At 71.6% G+C, this 18,442-nt stretch carries 10 protein-coding genes; 3 read left to right on the top strand and 7 right to left on the bottom strand.

Annotation, left to right across the window (positions count from 1 at the left end):
• Positions 1–109 precede the first annotated feature (109 nt).
• Both ACWD26_RS11670 and ACWD26_RS11665 read right to left on the bottom strand, forming a co-directional pair.
• Entirely contained in the window at positions 110–433 is a 324-nt protein-coding gene (locus ACWD26_RS11670) for a hypothetical protein (protein ID WP_451268737.1), read from the bottom strand.
• Positions 434–597: 164 nt separating this feature from the next.
• Positions 598–2,877, bottom strand: a complete 2,280-nt coding sequence (locus ACWD26_RS11665; protein ID WP_451269126.1) for an ATP-dependent DNA helicase UvrD2 — start codon at positions 2,875–2,877, stop codon at positions 598–600.
• A 252-nt stretch (positions 2,878–3,129) separates the two neighbouring features.
• Between ACWD26_RS11665 and ACWD26_RS11660 the strand changes: the two genes are divergently transcribed.
• Positions 3,130–3,372 (top strand): mycoredoxin, encoded by a 243-nt coding sequence (locus tag ACWD26_RS11660; protein WP_257540862.1) that lies wholly within the window; start codon positions 3,130–3,132, stop codon positions 3,370–3,372.
• A 16-nt stretch (positions 3,373–3,388) separates the two neighbouring features.
• On the opposite strand, the gene nudC is transcribed toward ACWD26_RS11660, so the two are convergent.
• The 5 genes from nudC to ACWD26_RS11635 all read right to left on the bottom strand — a co-directional run bounded on the left by nudC (position 3,389) and on the right by ACWD26_RS11635 (position 13,664).
• Positions 3,389–4,336 (bottom strand): NAD(+) diphosphatase, encoded by a 948-nt coding sequence (gene nudC, locus ACWD26_RS11655; RefSeq protein WP_451268734.1) that lies wholly within the window; start codon positions 4,334–4,336, stop codon positions 3,389–3,391.
• A gap of 93 nt (positions 4,337–4,429) precedes the next feature.
• Positions 4,430–5,842 carry a dipeptidase gene (locus ACWD26_RS11650; RefSeq protein WP_451268732.1) on the bottom strand — a complete coding sequence of 471 codons (1,413 nt, stop codon included), beginning with the start codon at positions 5,840–5,842 and terminating at the stop codon, positions 4,430–4,432.
• 10 nt (positions 5,843–5,852) lie between these two features.
• Complete coding sequence (locus ACWD26_RS11645) at positions 5,853–9,395, bottom strand: UvrD-helicase domain-containing protein (RefSeq protein ID WP_451268730.1); 3,543 nt, start codon at positions 9,393–9,395, stop codon at positions 5,853–5,855.
• A 58-nt stretch (positions 9,396–9,453) separates the two neighbouring features.
• Complete coding sequence (locus ACWD26_RS11640) at positions 9,454–12,987, bottom strand: ATP-dependent helicase (RefSeq protein WP_451268728.1); 3,534 nt, start codon at positions 12,985–12,987, stop codon at positions 9,454–9,456.
• A 311-nt stretch (positions 12,988–13,298) separates the two neighbouring features.
• On the bottom strand, positions 13,299–13,664 hold the full coding sequence (locus tag ACWD26_RS11635) for an MGMT family protein (RefSeq protein ID WP_451268726.1): 366 nt from the start codon (positions 13,662–13,664) through the stop codon (positions 13,299–13,301).
• Between the two features lie 185 nt (positions 13,665–13,849).
• Between ACWD26_RS11635 and ACWD26_RS11630 the strand changes: the two genes are divergently transcribed.
• Both ACWD26_RS11630 and ACWD26_RS11625 read left to right on the top strand, forming a co-directional pair.
• Positions 13,850–16,651: a lysylphosphatidylglycerol synthase domain-containing protein gene (locus tag ACWD26_RS11630; RefSeq protein WP_451268724.1), complete on the top strand. Its 2,802-nt coding sequence runs from the start codon at positions 13,850–13,852 to the stop codon at positions 16,649–16,651.
• 138 nt (positions 16,652–16,789) lie between these two features.
• Positions 16,790–18,340 carry an alpha/beta fold hydrolase gene (locus tag ACWD26_RS11625; RefSeq protein ID WP_451268722.1) on the top strand — a complete coding sequence of 517 codons (1,551 nt, stop codon included), beginning with the start codon at positions 16,790–16,792 and terminating at the stop codon, positions 18,338–18,340.
• The last annotated feature ends 102 nt before the right edge of the window (positions 18,341–18,442 follow it).

Below are 18,442 nucleotides of genomic sequence, written 5' to 3'. Positions count from 1 at the left end.
TTTCTTGTCCCGAGGCCCCTTCGCTCTGCAGTCCCCGGTCGGGGACAAACAGAAGGGCCGCGGATCCCGGGTGGGGTTCCGCGGCCCTGAAGGCGCCGGCCTGATCGGATCAGGCTGGATCACTCCAGGGTTCAGGCCCACGGAAGGCCCACATCAGGTGGTGCTGCGTCGTCTGCTTCCGGAATCCGGCACCGGCCGCCGCAAAGGCATAGGCCTGCGCCTGTGCCGTTACTGCTGCTTCCAGTGCCTTGGTCGGTCGCTCATTGCGCTCACGGACGGGAAGGCCCGCCAGAGACACGGAGGACGCCGGACGGCCGCCACTGATGGCGGACAGACCGGTACCCAGGTTCGAGACGCCGAGCATGCACGTGGAGACGGCCGAGCGATCGGTCATTTTGACCGGGCTGATGAAGCTGGTGTCGATGGTGATCACTGGACTCGCCTCCTCTCGGCGTCTACGGGGACCGGCGCGAACCAATCCGACGGATATGAAGTACATCACGAAACCAGGGCCTTCGAGAAGGCCGCTGCTCTCGTGCCTAAGAACCTATGGGGATTGCCGGGGCATGCGCAAACTATTTTTTCGACGAGTTCGCATCAGTCGTTCTCGTCCTCGCACCCAGGCTCCCGACCTGCGCAGATGTCGAGAACATCGGCGCCGTACCGCTGCAGCTTACGAGCGCGGACGCCGGGAATGCGACCGAGTTCAACCGGAGTGCTCGGCCCCGCTTCCGCGATCGCCATCAGTGTCCGGTCGGTGAAGACACAGAAGTCCGGTTGGCCGCTGCGCTGCGCCTGGACCGCGCGCCACTCGCGCAGTCGCTCGTAGAGGCCCTCGTCCATGTCGGAGGGGCAGTCCTCGCACCGCATCAGCTTCATGTCACCGGCGTCCCGCAGGGTGCGGCCGCAGACCCGGCAGCGGGCCGGGGTCCGGCTGGTGCGGCGCGGGACCGTCTCGGTGCCGCCGCCCGCGAAGTCACCGGAGCGACCGCCCGACGAGCCCAGTTCGACGCCTCCGGGCCCGCCGACACCGGTCCGGCCCGTCGTGGCGGTGGATCCGGGGCGGAGGCCGTTGAGGAAGCGGCTGGGGCGGCGGTTGGGACGGCTGCCGGGCGATCGGGACAGGGCCCAGGAGACGGAGAGATGTTCCCGCGCGCGGGTGACGCCCACATAGAGGAGTCGCCTCTCCTCCTCGATCTGTTCGTCCGTCCTCGCGTAGGTGATCGGCATCATGCCCTCGGCGACACCGACCAGGAACACGACGTCCCACTCCAGACCCTTCGCCGAGTGCAGCGAGGCCAGGGTGACGCCCTGGACGGTCGGGGCGTGCTGGGCGTTCGCCCGCTCGTCGAGTTCCGCCACCAGGTCGCCGAGCGTGGCGTCGGGCTTGGCCGCGGCGAAGTCCTGGGCGAGGTTCACCAGGGCCGCCAGTGACTCCCACCGTTCCCTGACCGCGCCGGAGCCCGCCGGCGGTTCGCCGGTCCAGCCTTCTCCGGACAGCACGGCCCGTACCTGTGAGGGAAGGTCGACGGCGTCCTCCAGGAGGGTGTCGTTGCCGCCGAAGCGGGCGGCTGCTCTCAGAGCGGCGCCCGCCTTGCGCACCTCGGGACGGTCGAAGAATCGTTCCGCGCCACGCAGTTGGTAGGGCACTCCGGCGTCCGCGAGGGCCTGCTCGTAGGTCTCGGACTGGGAGTTCGTCCGGAAGAGGATGGCGATCTCGCTCGCGGGGACTCCGGAGGCGATGAGGTCACGGATGCGACGGGCGGCGCCCTCGGCCTCGGCGGGCTCGTCGGTGTACTCGGTGTAGCGGGGCTCCGGCCCCGGTGGGCGCTGGGAGATCAGCTCGAGGCGGTGGTCGGCGGCGCGGCCCCGGGCCTGGGACAGCAGTCCGTTGGCGAGGTGGACGACCTGCGGGGTGGAGCGGTAGTCACGGACGAGCTTGACGACGGTGGCCCCGGGATGACGGTGGCGGAAGTCGAGCAGATGGTCGGGAGTTGCGCCAGTGAACGAATAGATCGTCTGGCTGGCGTCGCCCACGACGCACAGGTCGTCGCGGTCACCCAGCCACAGTTCCAGCAGACGCTGTTGAAGGGGGCTGACGTCCTGGTACTCGTCCACCACGAAGTGCTGGTACTGGGAGCGGACCTGTTCTGCGATGTCGTGGCGGTCCTGGAGGATGCCGACCGTGAGCAGGAGGACGTCCTCGAAGTCGATGACGGCCCGCTCGCGTTTGAGGTCCTCGTACGTCGTGTAGATCTGGGCGATCTCGGCGGGGTCGCGGGGGGCCTCGCGGCCGTGCTTGGCGGTCGCGGCGGCGTAGTCGGCGGGGACGGTCCGGGTGACCTTGGACCACTCGATCTCGGCGGCGGCGTCCCGTAGTTCGTTGCGATCGAGACGGATGCGGCAGGCGGCGGCCGCGTCCGCGACGAGTTGGATCTTGCGGTCGACGATGCGTGGCATGCCGCCGCCGACGGCCTTCGGCCAAAAGTACTGGAGTTGGCGCAGCGCGGCCGAGTGGAAGGTCCGGGCCTGGACTCCGGCGGCGCCGAGCTGGCGGAGGCGTCCACGCATCTCTCCGGCGGCACGGTTGGTGAAGGTGACGGCCAGCACGCTGGCGGGCTGGAGTATCCCGGCACGCACCCCGTAGGCGATGCGGTGGGTGATCGCCCTGGTCTTGCCCGTGCCGGCGCCCGCCAGCACACACACCGGACCGTGCAGGGCGGTCGCCACCGCGCGCTGCTCAGGGTCGAGCCCTTCGAGCACCGCGTCGGCCGAGTCGGGGACCTGCGGGAAGAGGGTGGAGTGCGTTGCTGCTGTCACATGGCCATGCTGCCAGGTCGCCCGAGACGGCTGAGCCGGTTGTCCACAGGCAGGCACTCGCAGTCGTACTAATGCGGCAGGCGCCGCCGTACGCGGTGGGCAGGCGCCGCCGTACGCGGTGGGCAGGCGCCGCCGTACGCGGTGGGCAGGCGCCGCCGTGCACGGTGCGGCAGGCGCCGCCGTGCACGGTGCGTCGAGAGCCCCGGCGGCGGTGGTGGACGCCACCCGCGTACGGGAATGGCGGGCCTGTCGCGTACGTTCCACTCACTGCGACACGCACCCCTCAAACCGTGAAGGAGCGCCAGGGACATGGCGGGCACTGTGACGATGTACAGCACCACGTGGTGCGGCTACTGCCGTCGGCTGAAGAGCCAGATGGACCGCGAGGGCATCACGTACAACGAGATCAACATCGAGCACGACCCGGAGTCCGCCGCGTTCGTGGAGAAGGCGAACGGTGGGAACCAGACGGTTCCCACCGTCCTCTTCCCGGACGGTTCGACGCTCACGAACCCCTCGCTGGCGCAGGTCAAGCAGAAGATCGGCGCGTAGCACCCGCCGGACGGGCCTAGCCGGTGTGACCTCGTGTCGGCAGGGGCTTGCCGTACCAGAGCTCGATCAGTCGGGCCGCGATCGAGATGCCGTAGGGAGGCAGCACCTCCCCAGACTCGAACGCGGCCCGCAGTTCTTCGCGGGAGAACCAGCGGGCCTCGTGTATCTCGTCGCCGTCGACGTCCACGGCGGTCGAGGTGGCGCGGGCCATGAAGCCGAGCATGAGGCTGGAGGGGAAGGGCCAGGGCTGGCTGGCGATGTACTCGACCCGGCCGACGGTGATGCCGACCTCCTCGTGGACCTCCCGGCGCACGGACTGCTCTATGGACTCTCCCGGCTCCACGAAGCCGGCGAGGGTGGAGAAGCGGCCCTCGGGCCAGTGGACCTGACGGCCGAGGAGGATGCGGTCCTCGTCGTCCGTGACGGCCATGATCACCGCCGGGTCCGTGCGCGGGTAGTGCTCGGCGCCGCAGGCCGGGCAGCGACGGATGTGGCCGGCCGCCGCGATGACCGTGCGCTCTCCGCAGCGGGAGCAGAAACGGTGGGTGCGCTGCCAGTTCTCCAGGCCGACCGCGTGCACCATGAGGCCCGTGTCCCGCGGCGACAGCAGCATGCCCGCCTCACGCAGTCCGGCCGGGCGTGCGGACTGGTCCATGCGGCCGGGGAGCGTGTCCTTCTGGAGTGCGAAATAGCTCACACCGTCGGCGTCAGTGCCCAGGAAGTAGCGGTGCGCCTCGGTGAGGGGGGCCTCGAAGGAGGGGATCATGACGAGTTCGGTGGTGCCGTCCGAGGTCTCGTCGATGAGGACCTGACCGCCGGAGACCACGAAGCAGCGGGTCGTGGGGTGGCTCCACGCCGCGGCGAGCCAGGCCTCGTCGAGCCGGTGGTGGGCGGCTCGGTCGATGCCGCTGGGGGCGGTGAGCGCGATGGGTCGGTCGGCGGTGTGGTCGATCCAGGTGGTCACGGGTGCTTCCAACTCCCCCGGTGGAACGGATGATTGGGCGGGCGGTTCGGCGGGGCCTGCGGCGGGCGGGTGCGCTGGGGCGCGGGGGCCTTTTCAGTGTGCCTCGCGGGAGTTCTGAGCCAGTTCGCCCCAGAGGTGGGCGCTGGTCTCGGCGCCCTTGAGGAGCAGGTCCAGTTCGACCTTCTCGTCGGGGGCGTGCCAGCCGTCCGAGGGGACGGAGATGCCCAGGAAGAGCACGGGCGCGTCCAGGACCTCCTGGAGGTCGGCGGCGGGGCCGGAGCCCCCCTCGCGTGTGTAGCGCACCGGCTGCTCGAAAGCGCGGCCCATGGCCCGGACGACCGACTGCAGGGCCGGGTGGTCCAAGGGGGTCAGACACGGGCGGGTGGAGCCGCTGAACGTGATCTCGGACCGGATCCCGGCGGGGATCCGCTCGGCGGCCCAGGCGGTGACGGCTTTCTGGATGTGGTCCGGGTCCTGACCGGCGACCAGGCGGAAGGACAGCTTCACCATGGCCGAGGACGGGATGATCGTCTTGCTGCCCGCGCCCTGGTAGCCGCCGCCGATGCCATTGACCTCGGCGGTCGGGCGCGCCCAGACCCGCTCCAGGGTGGTGTGTCCGGCTTCTCCGTACGTCGCCGTCGACTTGGCCGTGCGCAGCCACTGCTCCTCGTCGAAGGGCAGTTCGGCGAAGAGTTCGCGCTCGCGGTCGGTGAGTTCGACGACGCCGTCGTAGAAGCCCGGGATCGCCACGCGCGCGTGCTCGTCGTGCAGGGCGGCGACGAGGCGGGCGACAGCGGTGGCCGGATTCGGTACGGCGCCGCCGAAGGAGCCGGAGTGGATGTCCTGGTCGGGGCCGTGGAGCTGGATCTCGCACTCGGCGAGGCCGCGCATGCCGGTGCACACGGTGGGGGTGTCCTCGGCCCACATACCGGTGTCGGAGACGACCACCGCGTCTGCCGCCAGCCGCGCGGCGTGCTCCTCGACGAGGGTCCGGAAGTGCGGGGAGCCGGACTCCTCCTCGCCCTCGATCAGCATCTTCAGGTGGACGGCAGGCGCGGAGCGGCCGGTGGCGGCGAGGTGGGCGCGGACGCCGAGTGTGTGGAAGAACACCTGGCCCTTGTCGTCGGCCGCCCCACGCGCGTGGAGGCGGTTGCCGCGGATCACCGGCTCGAACGGCTCGGTGTCCCAGCCGTCCTCACGCGCCGCCGGCTGCACGTCGTGATGCCCGTAGACCAGGACCGTGGGGGCGCTGGGATCCTCGGAGGGCCATTGCGCGAAGACCGCGGGGGCACCGGGCGTCTCCCACACCTCGGCGGTGGGGAAGCCGGTCTCCTTGAGCTTGGCGGCCAGCCAGTCGGCGCTGCGCCGTACGTCCGTCGCGTGCTCGGGCTGGGCCGACACCGACGGGATGCGCAGCCATTCCACGAGGTCGTCGAGGAAGGCGGCGCGGTGGTTCTGGATGTATGTACGGACGACGCTGACGTCGCTGTCAACGGGCTGGCTCATGCTCACGAGCCTATCGGCCCGCACCGACATGCTCGTCCGGCGGTTCGTCCGTGAACGCGGCAGGCCCGTCGGCGTCCGGCTCCGGGCCCTCGGCGCCGGGCTCCTCCAGGAGCAGCCGCTCCAGTGCGTCCCGGTCCGGCAGACCCTCGGGCTGTACGACGTCCCCGGTACGGACGTACAGGAAGGCGGCCCCGACTGACTCCAGGGGCACGCCCTGCTGTTCAGCCCAGGCGAGCCTGTACAGGGCGAGCTGGAGCGGATCGGCGGTGCGGGTGCGGCTGGTCTTCCAGTCGATGATCTCGTATGTCGTCGTCCCGTCGGCGTCGATCTCCCGGTAGACGGCGTCGATACGGCCGCGTACGACGCGCCCGGCGATGCCGAGCTGGAAGGGCGCCTCGACGCGGTAGGGCGTGCGGTGCGCGTACGGGGTCCGTTCGAAGGCGTCCTTGAGGGCCTCCAGGTCCCGCTCGTCGGCGATCTCGGCCTCGCTGCCGGGCAGGTCCTCGGGCTCCAGCATCGGCAGCCGCAGTTCTTCGAAGCGTGCCTCGACCCAGGCGTGGAAGCGGGTGCCGCGGCGTGCCGCCGGCTGTGGGGGGCGGGGCATGGGGCGGGCGAGTTCCTGCGCGAAGCCGTCCGGGTCGGCGGCCAGGCGCACCAGTTGCGAGGCGGTCAGCGACGCCGGCAGGGGGACGTCGGTGACCTTCGCGCGGGCGCGCAGGAGTTCGCCGGTCAGGGCGTCCAGATCACGGTCCCAGGAGGCGATGGTGCGGGCCTCCTCGGGGGTGAGTTCTGATACGGCGGGGTGCCTGCGGGCGTGCGGCACGGCCGGCGCGCGCTCGTCCTGTGCGGGGTGCGGCACGCGCGCGTGGGGGGCCTGCGGGGAGTGCGCGGGGCGGTCCGACGACCAGGATTCCCAGTCGGAGGGGTCCTCCCCGTGGAGCACCTCCTCGTGGAGCACCTCCTCGTCGTCCGGTGGCGGTGGCCAGTCCGGGTCGTCGTAGGTGTGGGAGTCCGGGGCGTCGGCGGCGCCGGGATGGGTGTCCTCGTGCGAGACGGCCCTCTCCAGATGGGCCAGTACGGTCTCGGCGGCCGCGCGGCGGCGCTTCATGGCCGTGCCGTCGAGCGGGAGGGGCCAGGCGTGGTCGGCGGCGGCTTCGTGCAGGGCGGGGTTCTCGGCCTCCTCCTCGGGTTCGTCGGCCCATGCCTCGATCTCGCCGTGTCCGGCGACGCAGTGGTCGTACAGGGCCGTGAGGAAGTCGGACGGTCCGCGCGGGCGCTTCTGCGAGGGCCCCCACCAGTGGCCGGAGCCGAGGAGGAGAGAACGGGGGCGGGTGAACGTGACGTAGCCGAGCCGGAGTTCCTCGGTGTGCTGGTGGTCCTTCATGGCCTCCTGGAATGCCTTCAGGCCGCGCGCGTCCCAGGCCTCGACGTCGGGGAGGGTGTCGGCGTCGCCGCGCAGCTCGTGCGGCAGGACCTTGCCCTGGGCCGTCCACTTCTCGCGGCCCTGGGTGCTCGGGAAGGTGCCGGTGACCAGGCCGGGGACGGCGACGACGTCCCATTCCAGACCCTTGGACTTGTGGGCGGTGAGCACCTTGACGGTGTTCTCGCCGCCCGGCAGGGCGTTGTCGAGGCCCTTCTCGTACTGGGCGGCCGTACGCAGGAAGCCGAGGAAGGCCAGCAGGCTGGCCTCGCCGCTGTTGGCGGCGAAGGAGGCGGCGATGTCGAGGAAGTTGGAGAGGGTCTCGCGGCGGCGGGCCGCGAGCGCGTGCGGGGACGCGGAGAGTTCCACCTCCAGGCCGGTGACTGCGAGGACCCGGTGGAGGACGTCCATGAGCGGATCCGCCAGCGAGCGGCGCAGGTCGCGCAGTTCGGCGGCGAGGCGGGCGAACCGTACGCGCGCGTCCGGCGAGAACGGCAGCCCGTCGTCCTCGCGTTCGACTTCGAGCGGCAGCTCCAGGAACGTGTCAAGCGCGTCGGCCAGCGAGATCACCTCGGCGGGGTCGACGCCCTCGACGGCTGCGGCGAGCCGTCGGTCCGGGTCGTCGTCGCCGTCCACGCGCGCGTGGGACACCAGCAGCCTGGCCCGGCGCCCGAGGAGGGCGAGGTCGCGCGGGCCGATCCGCCAGCGCGGGCCGGTGAGGAGGCGGACGAGGGAGGCGTTGGCGCCGGGGTCCTGGAGGACCTCGCAGACAGCGACGAGGTCGGCGACCTCGGGGAGGTGGAGCAGCCCGGAGAGGCCGACGACCTCGACCGGGATGTCGCGGGCGACGAGCACGCCCTGGATCTCGGCGAAGTCGGTGGCCGTGCGGCACAGGACCGCGATCTCGCCGGGTTCCTTGCCGGTGCGCACGAGGTGGGCGATCGAGTCGGCGATCCAGTCCAGCTCCTCGGCGTGGGTGTTCAGCAGGGCGCAGCGGACCACGCCGTCGCGTTCGGCGCCGGGGGCGGGCCGGAGTGCTTCCACGCCGGCGTGCATGGCCCGCAGGGGCTCCGCGAGGCCGTTGGCGAGGTCGAGGAGGCGGCCGCCGCTGCGGCGGTTCTCGCTGAGCGCCTGGCGGGTCGCGGGGCTGCCGTCGGGGTGGGCGAAGTGCTCGGGGAAGTCGTCGAGGTTGGCGACGGAGGCGCCGCGCCAGCCGTAGATGGCCTGGCAGGGGTCGCCGACCGCGGTCACGGGGTGACCCGTGCCGTCGCCGAACAGGCCCGCCAGCAGGACGCGTTGGGCCACCGAGGTGTCCTGGTACTCGTCGAGCAGGACCACCCGGAACTCCTCCCGCAGGATGCGCCCCACTTCGGGAAGCTGGGCGAGACCGGCGGACAGGGCGATCTGGTCGCCGAAGTCGAGGAGGTCCCGCTCACGCTTGGCCGCCCGGTAGCGGCCCACCAGCTCGGTGAGTTCACGCCGGGCGGCGGCCGCCTCGGGGACCTTGCGGAGGTCCGCGTTGGTGAGCCTGGCGCCCTCCAGTTCGCGCAGCAGTTCGGCGTCGTACGCGCGCAGGTCCTCGGGGCGTACGAGGTGCTCGGCGAGCTCGGAGTCGAGGGCGAGGAGGTCGCTCACCAGGTCGGGGACCGAGCGGGTGAGCGCCGGATAGGGGCCGGGGGACTCGCGGAGGACTCTGGCGGCGAGCTGGTAGCGGGTGGCGTCGGCCAGGAGCCGGGAGGTGGGCTCCAGGCCGATGCGCAGACCGTGGTCGGTCAGGAGGCGGCCCGCGAAGGCGTGGTAGGTGGAGATGACGGGCTCGCCCGGCGGGTTGTCCGGGTCGATCAGATCCGGATCGGTGATGCCCGCCTTGACCAGGGCCTTGCGTACGCGCTCGGCGAGTTCGCCCGCCGCCTTGTTGGTGAAGGTCAGGCCGAGCACCTGTTCGGGGGCGACCTGTCCGGTGCCGACCAGCCACACCACGCGCGCCGCCATCACCGTGGTCTTCCCCGACCCGGCTCCGGCCACGATCACCTGCGGGGCGGGCGGCGCGATGATGCAGGCCGTCTGCTCCGGGGTGAACGGGATGCCGAGGAGCTCCTTGAGCTGCTCGGGATCACTGATACGGGCGGACATTCCAGAGAGGCTAGCGCCGACCACTGACAGCGGATGCGGAGCCGCTGTGGGGGTGGTCTCACTCGACCACGTGACGGCCCTCCGGGCGCGCGCTGCACGATGCCCGGAACGCGCAGTGTGCGCAGTGTTGTCCCGTGGTGGGCGAGAAACGTTCGTCCAGGACCTTGCCGGCTGCTGTGGCGAGGAGGTCTCCGACCCACTCGCCCTCCAGGGGTTCCTGGGCCTGCACCTTGGGAAGGGTCTCGCCGCCGTTCTTCTTGGCGGCGCCCTGCCGCAGTTGGACGAGTTCGGCGCCGCCCGGTTCTGGGCGTGTGCCGCCGAAGGGTTCGTCGACGGCTCCCTCGCGGACGGCGAGCTGGTACACCGCGAGCTGGGGGTGGCGGGTCACCTCGGCGGAACTCACGGGCTGCTTGCCGGTCTTGAAGTCGACGACGTACGCGCGGCCCTCGGTGTCGGCCTCGACGCGGTCCATGGAACCCCGGATGCGCACCTCGTAGTCGCCCGCTTCGAGGGTGACGTCGAAGTCGTGCTCGCTGGCCACCGGGGCGCGCCCCGTGCGGTCCATGACGTGCCACTTCAGGAAGCGTTCGAGCGCCACGCGCGCGTGCTGCTTCTCCTGCTCCGACTTCCAGGGCGCGTCGAAGGCGAGCGCGTTCCACACGGAGTCGAGTCGCTCCATGAGGACGTCGAGGTCGGCGGGGGTGCGTCCGGAGGCGACCTCGTCGGCGAGGACGTGGACGACGTTGCCGAAGCCCTGCGCGGCGGTCGCGGGCGCGTCGGCCTTCACCTCGCGGCCCAGGAACCACTGCAGGGCACAGGTGTTGGCGAGCTGGTCGAGGGCGCTTCCGGACAGCACGACGGGTTGGTCGCGGTTTCTGAGCGGCACCTTGCTCTCGGTGGGCTCGAACATGCCCCACCAGCGGTACGGGTGCGCCGACGGGACGAGCGGGCGGCCATCCTCGTCGCTCAGCGCGGCCAGCCGGGCCAGGCGTAGGGCGGCGGCCTCACGAAGGGTGTCCGACACGCGCGGGTCCACCGTCGTGGCGCGCAGTTCGGCGACCAGGGCGGCCACGGACAGCGGGCGGCGGGGGCGCCCCGTGACGTCCTTGGGCTCGACACCGAGTTCGGCGAGGAAACGGGAGGGCTGGTCGCCGTCGTCGGCGGGTGCCTTCACAGCGGTGACGACGAGGCGTTCACGCGCGCGCGTGGTGGCCACGTAGAACAGACGGCGTTCCTCCGCGAGCAGCGCGCCCGGGGTGAGCGGTTCGGCGAGACCGTCACGGCCGATGCGGTCGGCTTCCAGGAGCGAGCCTCGGCGGCGCAGATCCGGCCACAGGCCCTCCTGGACGCCCGCGACGACGACCAGGCGCCACTGAAGGCCCTTGGAGCGGTGCGCGGTCATCAGGCGTACGGCGTCGGGGCGGACGGCCCGACCGGTGAGCGTGTCGGCGGCGATGTCCTCGGCCTCGATCTCCGCCAGGAAGTTGAGGGCGCCGAGACCGCCGGTGCGCTCCTCCGCGCGGGCCGCCGTGGCGAACAGCGCGCACACGGCGTCGAGGTCGCGGTCCGCGTTGCGTCCGGCCGCGCCACCACGCCTGGCGGCCCGCTCCAGACGCCTGGGCCACGGGGTTCCGTCCCACAGCTCCCACAGCGCCTCCTCGGCCGTGCCGCCGCCCGCGAGGCGCTCACGGGCTTTCCGCAAGAGCGCGCCGAGGCGTTGCGCGCCCCGCGCGTACACCGGGTCGTGCGCCACCAGACGCTCCGGCTCCGCCAGCGCGCGTGCCAGCAGTTCGTCCGAGGGCGGAGGTACGGAGTTGCCGCCGGCCCGCTCCTCCTCGCGCAACGCGCGCCCTAGACGCCGCAGGTCGGCCGGGTCCATGCCCCCGAGGGGGGAGGCGAGGAGGTTGAGCGCGGTCTCGGTGTCGAGCCAGGACCGCTGCGGCTCGGGCGCGACGGACGGCTCCTGGGACCTTGCCGCCTCGGCGGCGACCGGCCCTTCGTCGTCTCCCGCGTCAGCGGCCACCGGCCCCTCGTCGTCTCCCGCGTCAGCGGCCACCAGACCTTCGGCGTCCCCGGCCTCCTCAGCCGCCGCCGCGTCTCCAACCGCTCCCGCCGCCTCGGCCGCTGCGGCACCCTCGGCTTCGCCGGGCTCGACGAGGTCCGCCCGCTCCTCCGGCACCGTCGGGACCGATTCCCCCAGCTCCGCCCGTGCCACCGCGCGCAGCGCCGTCAACAGCGGCTGTACGGCCGGTTCGTGGCGCAGGGGCAAGTCGTCGCCGTCGATCTCCAGGGGGACGCCCGCGGCGGTGAGAGCGCGCCGGATCGAGGGGATCGTACGGGCGCCGGCGCGCACGAGGACGGCCATCTCGCTCCAGGGGACGCCATCCTCCAGATGCGCCCGGCGCAGGACGTCCGCGATGTTGTCCAGCTCGGTGCCCGGGGTCGGGTACGTGAAGACCTCGACGCGGCCCCCGTCCCGTACAGGCCTGAGTGCGCGGTGGGCCCGTACCTTCTCCGCGGGGAGGCGGGTGAGCGGCATGCGCTGCGTGAGCAGACGGGTGGCGGCGAGGAGAGCGGCTCCCGAGCGGCGGGAGTTCCTGAGGACGGCCACCGGGGCCTGGCGGCCGTCCACGCGTGGGAAGGCGACCGGGAACTCCAGAATGCCGTTCACGTCGGCGCCCCGGAAGGTGTAGATCGACTGGTCGGGGTCGCCGAAGGCGACAAGGGTGCGGCCGCCGCCCGCCAGGGCCCCCAGGAGCCGTACCTGTGCCGGGTCGGTGTCCTGGTACTCGTCGACGTAGACCGCGTCGTACTGGGCGGCCAGCTGCTCGGCGACTCCGGGGCGGCCGGCGAGGAGGACCGCGCGGTGGACCAGTTCTGCGTAGTCGAGCACTCCTTGCAGATCGAGGACGTCGAGGTACTCGGCGAGGAAGGCGGAGGCCGCGAGCCAGTCCGGGCGGCCGATGCGCGAGGCGAAGGCCCGCAGGTCCTCGGGGGCCAGGCCCAGTTCACGGCTGCGGGCTAGGACGGCGCGGACCTCGTCGGCGAACCCTCGTGTGGTGAGGCAGGCGCGCAGTTCGTCCGGCCAGCGCACATGTGCGAGGCCCAGGCGCTCCAGGTCGGGCTGACCCGCGAGCAGTTCACGGACCGCGACGTCCTGTTCGGGGCCGGACAGCAGCCGCAGTGGTTCGACGAAGAGCTCGCTGTCCTGGTGGGCGCGGACCAGGGCGTAGCAGAACGAGTGGAAGGTGGTGGCCTGCGGGGCGTGCGCGGCGCCCATGCGCAGCGCCATCCGGTCGCGCAGTTCCACGGCGGCCTTGCGGCTGAAGGTCAGGACCAGCACACGCGCGGGGTCCGCTCCGCGGGCGACGCGGGCCGCCACGGACTCGACGAGCGTGGTGGTCTTGCCGGTGCCCGGGCCTGCCAGAACGAGCAGAGGACCGTTCTCGTGGTCAACCACGCCACGCTGCTCGGCGTCCAGACGAGGGGGGTCCGTTCTGGCCGGCGGGGTACGCACCAGTCGGTAAGCGCCACGGCTCCCCTGTCGCACCTGGGTGTGCGACAGGCGCCTGGTGGAGAAAGAGGAGCTCACGTGGTTCGCCGGTCCTGGTGGGTGTGCGAGATGTCACTGCCGACGCGGTGCGCCGTCGTCGAAGGGTGGTGGTCGGGAGACGGGTGGGAGGCCCGCCGTTCGTCGAGGACGGTGGCCGCGGGGTGAGAGGGACGCGTGCAGCCGACGCTACGCCGACGTCTGGTGCGGAAGCAGGCCTTCCCCTTGTTCCCTCCCGACTCGCGGGGCACGTACGTCCCTCGCCCCACGAACGTACGGCATGCCACCGACGTGCCCCGCTTCCCCCGTACGGACCAGGGGTCGCACCGACGTCCGGCGGCTGCCGGAAACTGTCAGGTGGGACCTTCCGCGTGTTCGCCGCCGTCCCAGCGCGCCCGTCCGATGTCGACGCGTGGCACATGGCCCTCGGTGGCGCGGCTCGCCTCGCGCAGCGGGGTTCCCTCCGCGCGGTAGTGGTCCAGAGCTCTCAGCTCGTGGCCGGGCAGCAGGACACCGTCGGCGCGGACGACCCGCCACCACGGGACAGCCCCTCCGTAGAGGGCCATCACCCGGCCCACCTGGCGCGGGCCGCCATCTCCCAGCCACTCGGCGACATCCCCGTATGTCATGACCCGCCCGGGCGGGATCAGGTCGGTGACCTCGAGGACCCGCTCCGCGTACTCCGGCAGGGCATCCGCCGGAAGGCTCTCCTCGCTCATCCGCCCCATCCTGCCTCACCCCACCGACAATGGGAGGTGGTGGCCGACGCGTGCGCGCCTCGCCCCGAGGGCGGTCTTCGGGCAGACTGTGCGCCCCCGCATCGCACCCTGATGCCCCTGTGTGCCCACCGGGCATGCCACCATCGTGCGGGCGGTGACTGGTGATACGAGACCAAGAAGAGACGATGAAGCAGCAGAGCGTGCACCCCGATGACGCGTCGGGCACCTCTGACGCCTCGTCGCGCCCGGACACCGCCGACGGGGGCGACCAGGGCACCGAGAACGTGTCGAAGAAGGACCCCGGCACTGCCCCGCCATCGACCGAGAAGGCCGCCCACAAGTCGCACGAGAACGAGGAACAGCAGGGAGAGCGGGCCGAGGACGGTCAGGAGGACGCCCACGCCGAGGAGGTCGAGGGCGACGAGCCGTTGCTCCCCGCGCGCGTGCACCGCCCTTCCGACCTCATGCGGCTCTCGGTCGGCATTCTCGGGATCATCGTCCTGCTGGCGATCGCCGCCTTCGCCCATGGCACCACCTCCGGGCTCGAACAGGACATCAGCAAGGGCACGGGGCAGGCGCCCGACCTCCTGATCAAGCTCGCGGGCCTCGGGTCGAGCATCGCGATCCTGCTGGTGCCGGTCGCCTTCGCGATCGAACGGCTGATCAAGCGGGACGGGCTGCGCATCGCCGACGGCGTGCTCGCGGCGGTCCTGGCCCATGGTGTGACGCTCGCGACGGACCTGTGGGTCGCGCGAGCCGCCCCGGACTCGATCCAGGAGGCGCTCACCCAGCCCTCCCCCGGTGACATCCACGCCCTCACCGACCCCGTGCACGGCTATCTCGCGCCGGTCATCGCGTACATGACCGCCGTCGGCATGTCACGCAGACCGCGCTGGCGGGCCGTGCTGTGGATCGTGCTGCTGCTGGACGCCTTCTCCATGCTGGTCACCGGCTACACGACACCGTTCTCGATCATCCTGACCGTGCTGATCGGCTGGACCGTCGCCTACGGGACGCTGTACGCGGTCGGCTCACCGAACGTACGACCGACCGGCCGGACCCTGATGGCAGGTCTCAGGCGGGTCGGCTTCAAGCCGGTGAGCGCCGCCCGCGAGGAGGTCCCGGAGACGGCGGAAGGCGGGGACCGGGGCCGCCGGTACTTCGTGACGCTGGAGGACGGTCCGCCCCTGGACGTCACCGTCGTCGACCGGGAGCAGCAGGCGCAGGGCTTCTTCTACCGGGTCTGGCGACGGCTGACGCTGCGCGGCATCACCACGCGCCGCAGCCTCCAGTCGCTGCGCCAGGCGCTGGAGCAGGAGGCGCTCCTCGCGTACGCGGCCATCGCGGCCGGCGCCAACGCGCCCAAGCTGATCGCGACCTCCGAACTAGGACCGGACGCCGTGATGCTCGTCTACGAGCACACCGGTGGGCGCACCCTGGACTCCCTGGCGGACGACGAGGTCACCGACGAGTTGATGGCCGACACCTGGCACCAGGTGCAGGCACTGCAGTCGCGGCGCATCGCCCACCGCAGACTCGTGGGCGACGCCATTCTGGTGGATCGTTCCGGCACCGTGATCCTGACCGATCTGCGCGTCGGGGAGATCGCGGCCGGCGATCTCGTCCTGCGGATGGACGTCTCCCAGCTGCTGACGACGCTGGGCCTGCGGGTGGGCGCCGAGCGCGCGGTGGCCTCGGCGGTGAGCGTGCTCGGGCCCGACGCGGTGGCCGACTGCCTGCCGATGCTGCAGCCCATCGCGCTGTCGCGCTCCACGCGCGCGACCCTGCGCCGACTGGCCCGGGAACGCTCGGAACGCCAGCGCGAGGCGGTCCTGGAGGCCTCCCAGCTGGCCAAACAGGCCCGGGCGGAGGAGCACAAGGAGGCCATCGACCCCGCCAAGGCGGACAAGAAGGCCGTACGGGCCGAACAGCGGGCCGAGAAGCGGGCGATCGACGAGGCCCTGGAAGGGGCTCGCGAGGAGGACCTGCTCACCCAGATCCGCCACCAGGTGCTGCTGATCAGGCCCCAGGCGCCGGTCGAACCGGCCCGTCTGGAGCGGGTCAAGCCGCGCACGCTGATCAGCCTCTTCGCCGGTGCCATCGGCGCGTACTTCCTCCTGACCCAGCTCACCCACATCGAGTTCGGGCCGCTCATCGAGAACGCCGAATGGGGCTGGGTCGCCGCGGCCGCGCTCTTCTCCGCGCTGAGCTATGTCGCGGCTGCGATGAGCCTGCTGGGCTTCGTACCGGAGCGGGTGCCTTTCCTGCGAACGGTGGCGGCGCAGGTCGCCGGGTCGTTCGTGAAGATCGTGGCTCCGGCGGCGGTGGGCGGTGTGGCCCTCAACACGCGCTTCCTGCAGCGTGCGGGGGTGCGGCCGGGGCTCGCGGTGGCGAGTGTCGGCGCGTCGCAGTTGTTCGGGCTGGGCTGCCACATCCTGATGCTGCTCGCCTTCGGTTATCTGACCGGAACCGAGAAAACCCCGTCCCTGTCGCCGTCCCGCACCGTCATCGCGGGTCTGTTGACGGTCGCGGTGCTCGTCCTGGTGGTGACCTCGATCCCCTTCCTGCGCAAGTTCGTCGTCACGCGCGTGCGGTCGCTCTTCGCCGGTGTCGTGCCCCGCATGCTCGACGTACTGCAGCGGCCGCAGAAACTGGTCACCGGCATCGGCGGCATGCTGCTCCTCACCGGCTGCTTCGTGATGTGCCTGGACGCGTCGATCCGTGCCTTCGGCAGCGACACCGCCTCGCTCAGCATCGCCAGCGTCGCCGTCGTCTTCCTCGCGGGCAACGCACTGGGTTCCGCGGCTCCGACGCCGGGTGGTGTGGGCGCTGTCGAGGCCACCCTGACGGTCGGTCTGACCGCCGTGGGGCTCCCCTTGGAGGTCGCCGCGCCCGCGGTGCTGCTGTTCCGCCTGCTGACTCTGTGGCTGCCCGTCCTGCCGGGATGGCTGGCCTTCAACCAGCTGTCACGCAAGGGCGCACTCTAGGCGGGGGATGCCGGTTCGGTCGGCACACGCGCGTGCCGACCGAACCGGCGTCCACGCGCGCGTGGACCCGCCTCCCGCGTCTCACCCGCACGGCTCGCGTCCCGAGCGCCCCGCCCCGGTCGGCTCCAGGATGGACGCATGCCCACCTCGCCCCGACCACGGGCCCTCGCCGTGACCGCCCTCGCCGCCCTGCTGTCCCTGTCGGCGGCGGGCTGCGGCGACGAGGCCGAGGGCCGCGGCGAGGACCTGGCGGCCCAGAAGCTGAGCTGGGAGACCTGCGAGGCGCCGTCCGCGTCCCAGGGCGGCGGCGCCGCTCCCTCGCCTCTTCCGGACGGCGACGTCTGGCAGTGCTCGACCATGAAGGCCCCTCTCGACTGGGACGAGCCCGAGGGCGACACCATCTCCCTCGCGCTCATCCGGGCCCGGTCGAGCGGCACCGGCGACCAGCGCATCGGCTCGCTCGTCTTCAACTTCGGCGGTCCCGGCCTCTCGGGCGTCAAGACGATCCCCTCCTTCGGCGAGGACTACGCGAAACTGCGCACTCGCTACGACCTGGTGAGCTTCGACCCGCGTGGCGTCGGCCGCAGCGCGGGCATCACATGCGAGGACTACGAGGAACTCGACAAGTACTTCCAGCAGGACGGGACCCCGGACGACGCGGCCGAGCGGACGCGGTTCCTCGACACCACGAAGACGTTCAACTCCGCGTGCGAGAAGAACTCCGGCAAGACCCTCCCGTACGTCCGCACCACGGACGCGGCCCGCGACATGGACCTGATGCGCCAGGTCCTCGGCGACGACAAGCTCCACTACGTCGGCTTCTCCTACGGCACCGAACTCGGCGGGGTCTACGCCCACCTGTTCCCAGGCAATGTCGGACGAGCCGTGTTCGACGCGGTCGTCGACCCGACCCAGACGGCCGAGCAGGGCTCGCTCGGGCAGGCCAAGGGCTTCCAGCTGGCGCTCGACAACTACGCGAGGGACTGTGTGTCGAAGGCGGAGGACTGCCCCGTCGGCGACACCGAGCAGGGGGTCCAGGACCGGATCACCAAGCTGCTCGACGACCTCGACACCAAACCGATCAACGGAGTCTTCCCCCGCGACCTCACGCAGTCGGAGGCGACGAACGGCATCGCCCAGGCCTTGTACTCCCAGGACCTCTGGCCCTATCTGACGGAGGGCTTGAAGCAGGCGTACGACGGGGACGGCCGCCTGCTGATGCTGCTGTCCGACTCGTTGAACGGGCGCAGCGAGAACGGCGAGTACAGCAACATCACAGCGGCGAACGTCGCCATCAACTGCGCGGACGACAGGCCTCGCCACACCACCGAGGACGTGGAGGCGAGACTCGCCGAGTTCCGGGCGGCCTCACCCGTCTTCGGCGAGTGGCTGGCATGGTCCATGCTCAGCTGCACCGACTGGGCCGTGGCCGGCGCCGCCGACCATCCCGACGTGCGCGCCCCGGGCTCGGCGCCGATCCTCGTGATCGGCAACACCGGCGACCCGGCCACCCCGTACGGGGGCGCGCGGAGAATGGTGGAGGCGCTCGGGCCGGGAGTCGGTGTCGAGCTGACGTACAAGGGGCAGGGGCACGGGGCGTACCGCAGCGGGAATGCGTGCGTCAGGACAGCCGTGGACGACTACCTGCTGTCGGGGAAGGTACCGAAAGCCGGCACGGTTTGCTCGTAGATCTGCAGGTCAGAACGTTATCCACAGGCGATCTCGGCATTCGGCGCGGTCCGCATACCATGGCATGACTGTCATTCGGGACATCCGGTGAACGGTATCGCG

The organism is Streptomyces sp. NPDC002787 (genome assembly GCF_053592095.1).
This window is presented reverse-complemented; position numbering and strand designations above follow the sequence as displayed.

What these genes read in the sequence shown, in the direction of transcription:
- ACWD26_RS11630 (WP_451268724.1), top strand. Translation starts at nt 13,850, where the DNA reads ATGAAGCAGCAGAGCGTGCACCCCGATGACGCGTCGGGCACCTCTGAC.
- ACWD26_RS11660 (WP_257540862.1), top strand. Translation starts at nt 3,130, where the DNA reads ATGGCGGGCACTGTGACGATGTACAGCACCACGTGGTGCGGCTACTGC.
- ACWD26_RS11625 (WP_451268722.1), top strand. Translation starts at nt 16,790, where the DNA reads ATGCCCACCTCGCCCCGACCACGGGCCCTCGCCGTGACCGCCCTCGCC.
- ACWD26_RS11650 (WP_451268732.1), bottom strand. Translation starts at nt 5,842, where the DNA reads ATGAGCCAGCCCGTTGACAGCGACGTCAGCGTCGTCCGTACATACATC.
- ACWD26_RS11645 (WP_451268730.1), bottom strand. Translation starts at nt 9,395, where the DNA reads ATGTCCGCCCGTATCAGTGATCCCGAGCAGCTCAAGGAGCTCCTCGGC.
- ACWD26_RS11635 (WP_451268726.1), bottom strand. Translation starts at nt 13,664, where the DNA reads ATGAGCGAGGAGAGCCTTCCGGCGGATGCCCTGCCGGAGTACGCGGAG.